Below are 12480 nucleotides of genomic sequence, written 5' to 3'. Positions count from 1 at the left end.
ATCATGGTATCCGCTGATTTGACACTTGTGCTGCCGGAAATACTGCTGGCGGTTTATGCCATGGTCATGCTGCTGGTGGCCGTCTACACGACCAAGGACGGGCTGGCCTCGACGCTGCTGTGGATGACCGCGGCGGTGATGGCCGCTCTGGGCCTCTGGATCGCAACCACCGGCGAAGGATCGGCCACAGCCTTCAACGGGATGCTGATCCTGGACGGGTTCTCGCGGTTTGCAAAGGTCACCATTCTGCTGTCCGCCGCTGCCGTTCTGATCATGTCGGAGGGCTATATGAAGGCCCGCGACCTGCTGCGGTTCGAATACCCGCTGCTGGTGGCACTGAGTGCCGTGGGCATGATGGTCATGGTCTCAGCGGGCGATCTGATGGCGCTTTACATGGGGCTGGAGCTGCAATCCCTGGCGCTCTATGTGGTCGCCTCGCTGCGCCGTGATAGCGTGAAATCGACCGAAGCGGGGCTGAAGTATTTCGTGCTCGGCGCGCTGTCTTCCGGCTTGCTGCTTTATGGCGCATCGTTGGTGTACGGCTACGCGGGCACCACGCTCTTTTCCGGCATCATCGAAACCGCGCAGCATGGCGAGGTGTCTCTGGGCCTGCTCTTTGGTCTGGTGTTCCTGATCTCCGGCATGGCCTTCAAGGTCTCCGCCGTGCCCTTCCACATGTGGACGCCGGATGTGTATGAAGGCTCGCCCACACCGGTCACCGCCTTCTTTGCCACCGCTCCAAAAGTGGCGGCGATGGGTCTCTTTGCGCGCGTGCTGCATGATGCGTTTGGCAATGCGGTCAGCGACTGGAGCCAGATTGTGGCGCTGCTCTCTGTGCTCTCGATGTTCCTGGGCGCTGTGGCGGCCATTGGACAGAGTAACATCAAACGCCTGATGGCGTTTTCCTCGATTGCCCATATGGGCTATGCGCTGATGGGACTAGCCGCGGGCACCGTGCTGGGGGTGCAGGCGATGCTGATTTATATGGCGATCTATGTGACGATGAATGTCGGCACCTTTGCTTTCATCCTGATGATGGAAAAGGACGGACAACCGGTCACGGACATCGCCTCCCTCAACATGTATGCCAAACGCGAGCCGGGCAAGGCGCTGGCCATGCTGGTGCTGCTTTTCAGCCTCGCAGGCGTGCCGCCGATGCTGGGGTTCTTCGGCAAGTTCTACGTTTTGCGCGCAGCCTATGAGGCGGATCTCGCCTGGCTTGCCATTGCCGGCGTGATCGCCTCGGTGATCGGAGCCTATTATTACCTGCGGATCGTCTTCTTCATGTATTTTGGCGACGAAAGTCAGGAAGGGCTCGATTCCGGTGGGTCGACGACGGTCCTTTGGGGGTTCCTCATGGCGTCTGCTGCGATCATGGTTCTGGGCATCGTGAATATGTTCGGTGTGGAATCGGCAGCAGCAGCAGCGGCTGCGACGTTGGTCAACTGACCCGGGCGTTGCAGGTTTTGGCTGACCGACCCTTCGGGGAGGATATTTTGGGCCAGAAGAAATCATGAAAGACTGGCCTGAGGGATATGGCCGTGTGGTTCTGGAGCGTGTCGGCTCGACGCTGGACGAGGCGGCGCGGCGTGCCCCTGAAACACCCGGTGCGTTCTGGGTCCTGGCCCATCATCAGACAGTTGCGCGGGGCAGGCGGGGTCGTGCCTGGGTCATGCCGGTTGGCAACTTTGCCGCGACCCTTCTGTTGCATCCGACTGAACAGCCCGGCGTGGCCGCCTTGCGCTCTTTTGTGATGTCGCTGGCGCTTTACCGGGCATTCGTTGATGTCACCGGGGAGCCTGATGCCTTCACCCTGAAATGGCCCAATGACGTCTTGCTCAATGGCGGTAAGGTTGCGGGCATCCTTTTGGAAAGTGCGGGTCAGGGTGGGCAGATGGGGCCATTGGCCATTGGCGTGGGGGTCAATTTGATCGCAGCACCAGAGGCCTCCGAGGTTGAGGCTCGCGCCATTGCGCCGGTTTCGCTGAAGGGCGAGACCGGGGCTGAGGTGGGACCTGAGGGGTTTTTGGCGGTTCTGGCGGGTCACTACGCCGTGCTTGAGGCGCAGTTTACGAATTTCGGTTTTGCGCCGATCAGAACCGCATGGCTCGCCCATGCCGCGCGTTTGGGTCAGCCGATTGTTGCGCGCACGGGCCGCGAGGAAATTGCGGGCACCTTTGAGGACGTGGACGCCGATGGTAACCTGATGCTGCGCACATCGCGTGGCCTGCGCGCCATTGCCGCTGCGGATGTGTTTTTTAACCCATGAAGGAGGGCGCCCATGCTCCTGGCGATTGATTGCGGGAACACGAACACGGTCTTTGCCATCTGGGATGGCGAGCAGTTTCTGGCCTCCTGGCGCACCTCGACGGAATGGCAGCGTACGGCGGATCAATACTACGTCTGGCTCTCGACCCTGATGCGGCTGCAGGGCATTGAGGCGCAGATCACCGATATGATTGTCTCATCAACCGTGCCGCGTGTGGTCTTCAACCTGCGTGTTCTGGCGGATCGCTATTTCAACACCCGGCCTTTGGTCGTGGGTAAATCCGATTGCCTCTTGCCCGTGGACGTCCGCGTCGATCAGGGCACGCAGGTGGGCCCGGACCGCTTGGTCAATACCGTTGCGGGCCATGACCTTTATGGCGGCGATTTGATCATGGTGGATTTCGGCACGGCCACGACCTTTGATGTGGTCGATACCGATGGGGCCTATATCGGCGGCGTGATTGCTCCCGGCGTGAACCTGAGCCTTGAAGCGTTGCACCAGGCTGCTGCTGCTCTGCCACATGTGGACATCTCCAAACCACAGGCGGTGATTGGCACCAATACGGTGACCTGTATGCAATCTGGTGTTTTTTGGGGTTATGTCGGGCTCGTCCGTGAGATATGTGCCCGCATTAAAGCAGAGCGTGATCGAGAGATGCGCGTGATATCAACGGGGGGGCTGGCCCCGCTTTTCCAGCAGTCCGAAGCGCTATTTGACGCTTTTGAGGACGATCTGACGACACACGGCCTGACCGTGATTCACAAGTATAACAAGGACAACGCTTAACTCTTATGAGCAATGAAAGACTGATCTACCTGCCTCTTGGAGGGGCGGGGGAAATAGGCATGAACGCCTATGTGTATGGCTATGGCCGCCCGGGCAAGGAACGCCTGATCGTGGTGGATATCGGTGTGGCTTTTCCCGATATGGACACCAGCCCCGGTGTCGATCTGATCCTGGCGGACATAAGCTGGCTGGTGGAACGTCGCGACCAGATCGAAGCGGTCTTTATCACCCATGCCCATGAGGATCATATCGGTGCGGTGGCCCATACCTATGCGCAGTTGAAGGCCCCCGTTTTTGCCCGCGCCTTCACCGCCAACATCGCCCGGCGCAAGATGGAAGAGCATGGCCATCCCGATGACGCGGTTACCGTTGTTTCGGCCTGGCCGGAAAAGGTGACGGCGGGGCCCTTCACGGTTGGCTTCCTGCCGATGTCGCATTCGATCCCGGAAAGCTCGTCGATGGTGATCGACAGCCCCGAAGGCCGGGTGATCCACTCGGGTGATTTCAAGTTGGACGAAACGCCCCTGGTTGGTGAGCCCTTTGATCCCGATCTTTGGGCGGAGGTGAGCAAGGATGGGGTCAAGGCACTGATCTGCGACAGTACCAATGTGTTTTCGCCCAATCCCGGACGGTCCGAGGCCACGCTGGGCCCGGACATCACCAATCTGGTGCAGGGGGCGAAGGGCATGGTTGTTGCCACCACCTTTGCCTCCAATGTCGCGCGGGTCAAAACGCTGGCCGAGGCCGGGGTGCGGGCCGGGCGCTCGATTGTTCTGATGGGGCGCGCGATGAAGCGGATGATCGAGGCTGCCGTTGAAACCGGTGTGCTGACCGACTTCCCCTCCACAGTGCCGCCTGAGGATGCAAAATCCATCCCGCGCGAAAATCTGATGTTGCTGGTCACAGGCAGCCAGGGTGAACGCCGGGCAGCTTCCGCGCAATTGGCGCGCGGCAAGTATCAGGGGATGGAGATGAAAGAGGGCGATCTCTTCCTCTTTTCCTCCAAGACGATCCCTGGCAATGAAAAAGGCGTGATCCGTATCATCAATGCCTTCTCGGAGCAGGGCGTGGATGTGGTCGATGACAGCACCGGGCTTTATCACGTATCCGGGCACGCAAACCGGCCCGATCTGGAACGGTTGACCGCCATCGTGAAACCGCAGGTGTTGATCCCGATGCACGGCGAACACCGGCATTTGCGTGAACATGTCAAGATCGCCAAGGGCAACGGCGTGACCGGGGTGCTGGCGGTGAATGGCATGATGGTCGATCTGTCGGGCAACCAGCCGACGATTGCCGACTACATTGAAACCGGGCGCACCTACATTGACGGTACGGTGCAGATCGGCGCCATGGATGGTGTGGTGCGCGACCGGATTCGCATGGCGTTGAACGGTCATGTGGTGGTGACGGTCATTCTGGACGATGAGGATGAACCGCTGGGAGAGCCCTGGTGTGAACTCAAGGGTCTGCCTGAAACCGGCACCAGCCGTGCGGCGCTGGTCGATGTGATGGAAGCTGACCTCGGGCAATGGCTGGCCCGCGCTGGGGCCAAGACCCTGCGCGACGATGACAAGCTGCATGACGGGCTGAAGAAGGTCGTGCGTCAGACGGCGCTGGAAGAGATCGGGCGCAAGCCGGAAGTGACGATTGTGGTCAGCCGGCTCAGCTAAGCTTCTTGAAAGCGAATATGGGCGCGGCTTTTTTGCCGCGCCCAACCCGTTTTTATATCTCGTGCTTTGGGGCTGTTTGAGTGGGTAGCGCCCGCTCTTAGCCAGCGGCGCTGCGTTCCTTGAAACTCAGGCCGATGAACTCGGGGGTATGGTCGCCCAGACCCACAACTTTGTTGCCGCCCCGATCTCCGCCTGACGACCGCCCCCGGCTGGAGGACCGTCCGCGATTGCCGCGCTTGGTATCTTCGCTTTTGCTTTCCTGCGACACCGCCGGGGCTTCTTGCACATCCGCCGGTTGTTCTTTGGCCACGTCATCCGATTTACGGCTGCGCGACCGGCTGCGTTTTGGTTTTTCGTCGCCCTTTTCCGCCGTCTCGGGCTTCGGGTCGTCTGCTTTGGTAGATTTCGCGGCAACCGGGTTTTCGATGCGCGGGATTTCCCGCTGCACCAGCCGCTCGATATCGCTCAGGTTCTTTTCATCGCGCGGCACGCAAATCATGATCGCCTTGCCATCGCGGCCCGCGCGACCGGTGCGGCCAATCCGGTGCACATAGTCCTCGGCATGGCTCGGCACATCAAAGTTAAACACGTGGCTGACGGAGGGCACGTCCAATCCGCGCGCCGCCACATCGGAGGCGACAAGGAAACGCAGCGTGCCTTCGCGAAATCCATCGAGGGTCTTGGTCCGCTGGCTTTGATCCAGATCACCGTGGATCGGCGCCGCGTCATAGCCGTATTTTTTCAAGGATTTGGCGACGATATCCACATCGACCTTGCGGTTGCAGAAGACAATCGCATTGGTGCATTTGTCGCCTTCCGCATCGATCAGGCCGCGCAACACCTTGCGCTTTTCCGTTGCCTCGCGGTCGCGGCGGCTGTCTTTGAACATCACCACGCCCTGCTGGATGTTTTCGCCCGTCGTGGCCTGGCGGGCCACTTCGACCCGCTCAGGAGCGGACAGGAAAGTGTTGGTGATGCGTTCGATCTCGGGCGCCATCGTCGCCGAGAAAAACAGGGTCTGGCGTGTGAAGGGCGTGAGGCCAAAGATGCGTTCGATGTCCGGGATGAAGCCCATGTCGAGCATCCGGTCCGCCTCATCCACCACCATGACTTTCACGTCCGACAGGATCAGTTTGCCGCGTTCGAAATGGTCCAGCAAGCGGCCGGGCGTTGCGATCAGAACATCCACGCCCTTGTCAATCAGCGTGTCCTGCTCCTTGAACGATACGCCACCGATCAGTAGCGCCTTGGTCAGTTTCAGGTGTTTGGAATAGGTGTCGAAATTCTCCGCCACCTGGGCGGCCAATTCGCGCGTGGGACAGAGCACAAGGCTGCGCGGCATGCGCGCACGGGCGCGGCCCCGAGCCAGCAGTGTGATCATCGGCAGCACGAAGCTGGCGGTCTTGCCGGTGCCGGTCTGGGCGATGCCCAGAACGTCCTTACCGTCAAGGGCAGGGGGAATCGCACCCGCTTGAATGGGTGTGGGGCTTTCATAGCCCGCTTCGGCGATGGCTTTCAGGACTTTTGGATTCAGGCTCAGGTCAGAAAATTTGGTCATATGTGTCCGGTTTTGGCGGACACTCTCTTGGCCCGCAGCAGCGTTCATGTCGGCCCGCATGGCCCAAGGGGCGACTTCTGTCGCGACATGCTGCGCGTAACTAGCAACAAGTGCTGCCTGCGTCAAACAGATGCGCTATCCATTTGTGAAATCAGGAAAATGCGGGATCAGATACCCGTCAAGGTAGAAAATTCAGCCCCTGCTCCGATTGCTGATGCGAGTCTGCCCCGAAATCAGCCTGGTCAGACCATCATTTCCTTTGTCGCCGTCAGGGTGATGTCCGGATAGTCACGCGCCACGCGGTCGATGTCCCACTGCAAGCGGGTCAGATAGACGATGTCGCCATCGTGGTCATGCGAAATATGCTGTTTGTTGCTTTCGGTGAATTTATCAACGGCTTGCTTGTCGCCGTTCACCCAGCGGGCGGAGGTGAATTGCGAGGCCTCAAACCGCACCGGCAGCCCGTATTCCAGCTCGATCCGGCTGGCGAGCACTTCAAATTGCAACTGCCCGACCACACCGACAACAAAGCCGGAGCCAATCGAGGGTTTGAAGACCTTCGCGGCCCCTTCTTCGGCAAATTGCATCAGGGCTTTTTCCAGATGCTTGGCCTTCATCGGATCACCTGCGCGCACGCCCTGCAAGAGTTCGGGCGCAAAAGACGGGATGCCGGTGACGCGAATGGCTTCGCCTTCGGTCAGCGTGTCGCCGATGCGCAGCTGTCCGTGGTTGGGAATGCCGATGATGTCGCCCGCCCAGGCCTCTTCCGCCAATTCGCGGTCAGAGGCCAGAAACATCACCGGGTTGGTGATCGCCATCGGTTTTTTCGACCGCACATGGGTCAGTTTCATACCGCGTTCGAAATGCCCCGAAGCCAGACGCACGAAAGCCACGCGGTCGCGGTGTTTCGGATCCATATTGGCCTGCACCTTGAAGACGAACCCGGCAACTTTTTTCTCTTCGGGCAGGATCTGGCGCGGCTCGGCTGACTGGATTTGCGGCTGCGGACCATAGGTGGCGATACCCTCCATTAGTTCTTTGACGCCAAAGGAATTGATCGCTGAGCCAAACCAGATGGGCGTCAGCGACCCTTCATGCATCGCGGCCATGTCCAGCGGGGGCAGGAGTTCCCGCGCCATTTCCAGATCTTCGCGCAGCTTTTCCAAAAGATCCGCGGGCACATGTTCGGCAAGTTTCGGATCGTCCAGACCGTTGATCTCGATAGATTCGGCAACGCGGTTGCGGTCGGCGCGGTCCATCAGTTCCAGACGGTCGCGCAGCATGTCATAGCAGCCCAGAAAGTCTCGCCCAACACCGATGGGCCAGCTTGCAGGTGTGACGTCGATGGCGAGATTTTCCTGGATTTCGTCGATGATTTCGAAGACATCGCGGCTTTCGCGGTCCATCTTGTTACAGAAGGTCAGAATGGGCAGATCGCGCATCCGGCAGACCTCGAAAAGCTTTTGCGTCTGGCTTTCCACGCCCTTGGCGCCATCGATGACCATCACGGCCGCGTCCACAGCCGTGAGGGTGCGATACGTGTCTTCGGAGAAATCAGAGTGGCCGGGTGTGTCGACCAGATTGAAGCGGAACTCCTTGAAATCAAACGACATGGCAGAGGCAGAGACAGAGATGCCCCGGTCCTTTTCCATCGCCATGAAATCCGAGCGGGTGCGGCGTGCTTCGCCCTTGGCGCGCACCTGACCGGCCATCTGGATCGCCCCGCCGAAGAGCAGGAATTTTTCCGTGAGGGTGGTCTTGCCCGCATCCGGGTGGCTGATGATCGCAAAAGTGCGGCGGCGCGCAATTTCAGGGGGTAACTCGGGGCGGTTTTGGGGCGTGTCCAACATGAGCGAGCATATAGCGATGCGCAGTCGGCCCGGCAAGCGCAGAGGGTGTTTTCAAAAAGCGTGAGGTTGGCAGGCGCAGGGTGGGGGTCAGACCACGGGCGATCAGCGCAAGGACGCGCGGCGCAAGACCTCCGCCGCATCGGGGTGGTTCAGCAATTGTTCCTGCACGTCCAGACGTTTGAGGTCGCTGCGATGACGGGCGGGCAGCATCACCCCCGGTTCTTCGGTCACCATCCGGGACAGGAGCGGTGCGGTGCGGTCGTCCACCAGCATGGATTCCGCCGCAATCCCCTCGGCATAAATAATCTGATGATTGTCGAAAAGCAGTTGGAAATACTCGACAAAACCACCGTGCTGCACCGTGACCGTTTTGCCATTCACCAGATGGCGCGCCTTGACCAGAACTTCCGGCCGCCCCGCGCCCAGACGGTCGGTGCGCTGATAGATGAACAACCGATGATCCGGGCTGACAAGCAGGTCGCGTGTGTTGTTCAAAGCCCCTGCGGCAATGCAAATCGGTGCAAAATCCCCCACAGCACGCTGGGTGCTTTGCCCGACCCACCGGATTTTTTGCATGCCCTCATCGCGGGTCAGCACCGCGTCGCCGGGACGCAGGGTTTCAATCGGGCGCTGCCGACCGGATGCCATTGTGATATTGGTGCCGCGCGCAAAGGAGACGCAGGCCACCTGCGCGAGCCTTTCGCTGACCTTCAAGGTATCAAGACCAACGATGTGATAGTCTTTCAGCGGCAGAAGGGGGGCCAGGGGCAGCGCAAATATGTCTTCGGCCTCACCGGTGTCATCGATCTGGACCAGCACAATCACTTCTGTCACGGGCGCATCCGGCGACATCAGCGTCAAAGCGCAATCAAGGTGGATCTTTGCGCCGGGGGTGCCCACTTCGGAGGTATCCGCGATCCGGAAAGCATCGGTCTCATCCCGTATCAGGGTGAGCCTGCAGGACTGCGCGTCGCTTTGCAAACGGTAGACGTCATCCATCACCAAATCACTGGCAAAGCTCAGCCCTTCGGCTTCGTTCACGCCGGAGACGACCACAACATCCGCGCCGCGCAGAACTGAAACCGATTGACTGCCGATCTGTGTGGACATCAAGGATACATACTTTTCGTCTCGAATTTACAATGAGTTATTCTAGAATTGTGGCGCTCTGCGGTCAACTTTCCGGTGTTTTACTGGTCTCTCCAGCATATGTGGTGTTAGGCATGAGCCCAAACGCAATAGGGAGCATGACATGGATTTGGGAATTAATGGTAAACGCGCGGTTGTTTGTGCGTCTTCCAAGGGCCTGGGACTGGGCTGCGCGCAGGCATTGGCTGCGGCAGGGTGCGATCTTGTCATGAATGCGCGCGGGTCAGAGGCGCTTGAGGCCGCGGCGGAGGCGATCCGCGCGGCGCATGGTGTCACCGTGCAGACGGTGGCGGCGGATGTCACCTCCGACGCTGGTCGGGCGGAGCTTCTGGCCGCTGCGGGAGATGCGGACATTCTGGTTAATAACGCAGGCGGTCCGCCCCCCGGCATGTGGCACGACTGGGACCGCGAGGATTTCATCAAAGCGCTCGATTCCAACATGTTGACGCCAATCGCGATGATCAAGGCGCTGGTACCCGGCATGATGGCGCGCGGCTGGGGCCGCGTGGTCAACATTACCTCGCAATCGGTCAAAGCGCCGATCCCGCAACTGGGTCTCAGCAATGCGGCGCGCACCGGGTTGACCGGCTATGTGGCCGGCACCAGCCGTCAAGTGGCGGGCAAGGGGGTCACCATCAACAATCTGCTGCCCGGCATCCATGCGACGGACCGTGCCGAAGCGCTGGACGGTCCCGTGGCCAAACGCGAAGGCATTTCCATCGACGAGGCCCGCGCGCGGCGCGCCGCGACTATTCCGGCGGGGCGCTATGGCACGGCTGAGGAATTTGGAGCGGCCTGCGCGTTTTTGTGCTCGCAACACGCGGGTTTCATTGTCGGGCAGAACATCCTGTGTGATGGCGGCGCCACCAACGCGACGATCTGATCCATGGCTGAAAAATTCTCGCTCAAGGACCATTTGTTTAACGCCACGACAGTCGCACAATTGGCGCATGAATATGCATCCGGTGTGCCCGGCTTCGATCCTGCGCGGTTTCAGAAAGAGGCGCTGGCGGGGTTTCCGGAACGGGAGCTGATGGCGCGGCTGGATTGGCTGGCAGATTGTGCGGAAGCGCAGCTTTCAAGCGTATTCCCTGACATGGCCGACCAACTGGAAGCCGCCATGCCCGCGCCGTTGGACCCGGGTCTGAAAGACGATGACTTTGGCCAGTTTATCCACGCGGTGCCGGGTATTCTTGCGGTGCGCCACGGTCTTGAGGAACATCGCGAGCGGGCGATGGCACTTCTTTATCGCGCGACGCAGCGGTTCTCGATGGAATTCTACATCCGCCCGTTTCTGAATCGGTGGACGACGGAAACGCTCGCCGATCTGAGCGTCTGGGCGGAGGATGACAACTACCATGTGCGGCGCTTGGTCAGCGAAGGGACCCGCCCCAGGCTGCCCTGGGCCAAGGCCGTCACATTGACCCCGGAGCACACGCTGCCCCTGCTCGACAGGCTGCATGGCGATCCGACGCGTTATGTGACGCGGTCCGTTGCCAACCATCTCAACGACCTGACAAAGCATCACCCGGACCTGGTTCTGGACACCCTCGACGGGTGGCAGGGGCAGGCTGCGCAGCAGGCCAAGGAATTGGATTGGATGACCCGTCACGCCCTGCGCACGCTGATCAAACAGGGACATGCCGGGGCCATGACCGCCTTGGGGTTTGACGCCGATGCACCGGTCACCGTCGACCTTGAGATCGCGACGCCGAAGATCAAGATCGGCGATACCCTGACCTTCACCTGTGTCATTGGCGCCCCTGCGGACCTGCCGGTGCTGGTCGACTACCGTATTGGTTTTGCGCGCCCGGATGGCAAGCCGGGAGAGAAGGTGTTCAAACTGAAACAGGGGCAGGTGCGGCCCGGCAAGCCGCTGACCCTCAAAAAGGCGCATAAGCTGAAGGGGGATGCCACGACCTTCAAGCTTTACCCCGGAGCGCATGCGTTGACGGTGCAGGTGAATGGCGTTGATCGGGCGACAGGCGCCTTTGAACTGGTTTGACCGCGGAGTATGTCATGACAGCAGCGCTTGCGGGCGCAGAGCAGGGCTGATAGCCCCTTATCCGATGAATTCTATCGGATTTGGAAGACCCGCGTGACAGCTCCCCCGCCACGGCTAGAGATCAGGAACCTGCGCCGCGCCTTTGACGGTCGGGCCGTGGTGGACGATATCAGTTTTGCCATCCAACCCGGGCAGGTTACCTGCCTGCTGGGCCCCTCGGGGTGCGGCAAGTCCACCACCTTGCGAATGATCGCAGGCGTCGAGATGCAGGACAGCGGCGAGATTTACGTGGACGGGCAGCTGGTCTGCGACACTATTTTTCGTCTGCCGCCGGAGCGGCGCGAGATTGGGCTGATGTTTCAGGACTTTGCCCTTTTTCCGCATCTGAGTGTGGCGGACAATGTGGCCTTTGGGCTGAAATCCGGTGCGAAAGCCGACAAACGCAAACGGGTCGAAGAACTGCTAGGCCGGGTCGACCTGATGCGGTTCATCGACGGCTACCCACATCAGCTTTCGGGGGGTGAACAGCAACGCGTGGCCCTGGCCCGGGCGCTGGCACCCAAGCCCAAGATCATGTTGATGGACGAGCCCTTTTCCGGCCTCGACAACCGCCTGCGCGATGGCATCCGGGACGAGACGCTGAACATCCTCAAGGAGGAAGACACCGCTGTCCTGCTGGTCACCCATGAGCCGGATGAGGCCATGCGCATGGCCGATGAAATCGCCCTGATGCGCGACGGGCGGATCGTGCAACAGGGCGCGCCCTACAACGTCTACACCCGCCCGGTGGATCGCGCCGCGGTGGCTTTTTTCTCCGATGCCAATGTGCTGCATGCGGATGTCAGCGGCGCCCTGGCAGAAACGCCTTTTGGTCAGTTTCTCGCCCCCGGCGTGCCGGATGGGACATCGGTCAACATCGTCTTTCGCCCGCAGCATGTGCGCATAGACTTTGACCGCAACGGCACGGGGCCGAAGCCCACGGCAACAGATGGTACGGCGGCGCGCGGCGTGGTGCAGCGCGCGCGGTTCATGGGCAATGAGAGCCTTGTGGAGTTCGTCATGGATTACGATGGCTCCGTGCTGCGCGCGACGGTGCCCAATGTGTTCCTGCCACAGCCGGGCACGGTGATGTGGCTAACGATCCGGCGCGACCGGTGTTTTGTATTTGATGCCTGACGGGCAAAAGGGGG

The 12480-nt window shown here is 60.4% G+C and carries 10 protein-coding genes; 7 read left to right on the top strand and 3 right to left on the bottom strand.

Features of this window, described 5'->3' with window-relative positions; all coding sequences use genetic code 11:
• The first annotated feature begins 3 nt into the window (after positions 1–3).
• From nuoN to Q1A20_RS02025, 4 genes are all read left to right on the top strand, one after another.
• Positions 4–1449: an NADH-quinone oxidoreductase subunit NuoN gene (gene nuoN, locus Q1A20_RS02040; RefSeq protein WP_299404137.1), complete on the top strand. Its 1446-nt coding sequence runs from the start codon at positions 4–6 to the stop codon at positions 1447–1449.
• Between the two features lie 64 nt (positions 1450–1513).
• Positions 1514–2269: a biotin--[acetyl-CoA-carboxylase] ligase gene (locus tag Q1A20_RS02035; RefSeq protein ID WP_299404140.1), complete on the top strand. Its 756-nt coding sequence runs from the start codon at positions 1514–1516 to the stop codon at positions 2267–2269.
• 12 nt (positions 2270–2281) lie between these two features.
• On the top strand, positions 2282–3055 hold the full coding sequence (locus Q1A20_RS02030) for a type III pantothenate kinase (RefSeq protein WP_298969887.1): 774 nt from the start codon (positions 2282–2284) through the stop codon (positions 3053–3055).
• Between the two features lie 5 nt (positions 3056–3060).
• The gene (locus tag Q1A20_RS02025) at positions 3061–4728 is read left to right on the top strand and encodes a ribonuclease J (RefSeq protein WP_299404143.1); all 1668 of its coding nucleotides are present in this window, start codon (positions 3061–3063) and stop codon (positions 4726–4728) included.
• Between the two features lie 97 nt (positions 4729–4825).
• Here Q1A20_RS02025 and Q1A20_RS02020 read toward each other — a convergent pair whose 3' ends face one another.
• The 3 genes from Q1A20_RS02020 to Q1A20_RS02010 form a co-directional block, all read right to left on the bottom strand.
• The gene (locus Q1A20_RS02020; protein WP_299915691.1) at positions 4826–6286 is read right to left on the bottom strand and encodes a DEAD/DEAH box helicase; all 1461 of its coding nucleotides are present in this window, start codon (positions 6284–6286) and stop codon (positions 4826–4828) included.
• A gap of 242 nt (positions 6287–6528) precedes the next feature.
• Positions 6529–8136, bottom strand: a complete 1608-nt coding sequence (locus tag Q1A20_RS02015; RefSeq protein ID WP_299404148.1) for a peptide chain release factor 3 — start codon at positions 8134–8136, stop codon at positions 6529–6531.
• Between the two features lie 102 nt (positions 8137–8238).
• Positions 8239–9246 carry a Hint domain-containing protein gene (locus Q1A20_RS02010; RefSeq protein ID WP_299404151.1) on the bottom strand — a complete coding sequence of 336 codons (1008 nt, stop codon included), beginning with the start codon at positions 9244–9246 and terminating at the stop codon, positions 8239–8241.
• 142 nt (positions 9247–9388) lie between these two features.
• Between Q1A20_RS02010 and Q1A20_RS02005 the strand changes: the two genes are divergently transcribed.
• From Q1A20_RS02005 to Q1A20_RS01995, 3 genes are all read left to right on the top strand, one after another.
• Complete coding sequence (locus Q1A20_RS02005) at positions 9389–10168, top strand: SDR family oxidoreductase (protein ID WP_299404153.1); 780 nt, start codon at positions 9389–9391, stop codon at positions 10166–10168.
• A gap of 3 nt (positions 10169–10171) precedes the next feature.
• A complete protein-coding gene (locus tag Q1A20_RS02000; protein WP_299404156.1) occupies positions 10172–11290 on the top strand; it encodes a DNA alkylation repair protein in 1119 nt (372 codons plus the stop codon).
• 93 nt (positions 11291–11383) lie between these two features.
• Positions 11384–12466: an ABC transporter ATP-binding protein gene (locus tag Q1A20_RS01995; protein ID WP_299404158.1), complete on the top strand. Its 1083-nt coding sequence runs from the start codon at positions 11384–11386 to the stop codon at positions 12464–12466.
• Positions 12467–12480: the final 14 nt, after the last annotated feature.

It is taken from the genome of uncultured Roseobacter sp. (genome assembly GCF_947501835.1).
Taxonomy (GTDB): domain Bacteria; phylum Pseudomonadota; class Alphaproteobacteria; order Rhodobacterales; family Rhodobacteraceae; genus Roseobacter.
The sequence above is the reverse complement of the archived record's forward strand: the minus strand, read 5'-3'. Positions and strand labels throughout refer to the sequence as shown.

Coding starts and splice junctions, on each gene's coding strand:
- nuoN (WP_299404137.1), top strand. CDS start 4: ATGGTATCCGCTGATTTGACACTTGTGCTGCCGGAAATACTGCTGGCG.
- Q1A20_RS02035 (WP_299404140.1), top strand. CDS start 1,514: ATGAAAGACTGGCCTGAGGGATATGGCCGTGTGGTTCTGGAGCGTGTC.
- Q1A20_RS02030 (WP_298969887.1), top strand. CDS start 2,282: ATGCTCCTGGCGATTGATTGCGGGAACACGAACACGGTCTTTGCCATC.
- Q1A20_RS02025 (WP_299404143.1), top strand. CDS start 3,061: ATGAGCAATGAAAGACTGATCTACCTGCCTCTTGGAGGGGCGGGGGAA.
- Q1A20_RS02020 (WP_299915691.1), bottom strand. CDS start 6,286: ATGACCAAATTTTCTGACCTGAGCCTGAATCCAAAAGTCCTGAAAGCC.
- Q1A20_RS02015 (WP_299404148.1), bottom strand. CDS start 8,136: ATGTTGGACACGCCCCAAAACCGCCCCGAGTTACCCCCTGAAATTGCG.
- Q1A20_RS02010 (WP_299404151.1), bottom strand. CDS start 9,246: ATGTCCACACAGATCGGCAGTCAATCGGTTTCAGTTCTGCGCGGCGCG.
- Q1A20_RS02005 (WP_299404153.1), top strand. CDS start 9,389: ATGGATTTGGGAATTAATGGTAAACGCGCGGTTGTTTGTGCGTCTTCC.
- Q1A20_RS02000 (WP_299404156.1), top strand. CDS start 10,172: ATGGCTGAAAAATTCTCGCTCAAGGACCATTTGTTTAACGCCACGACA.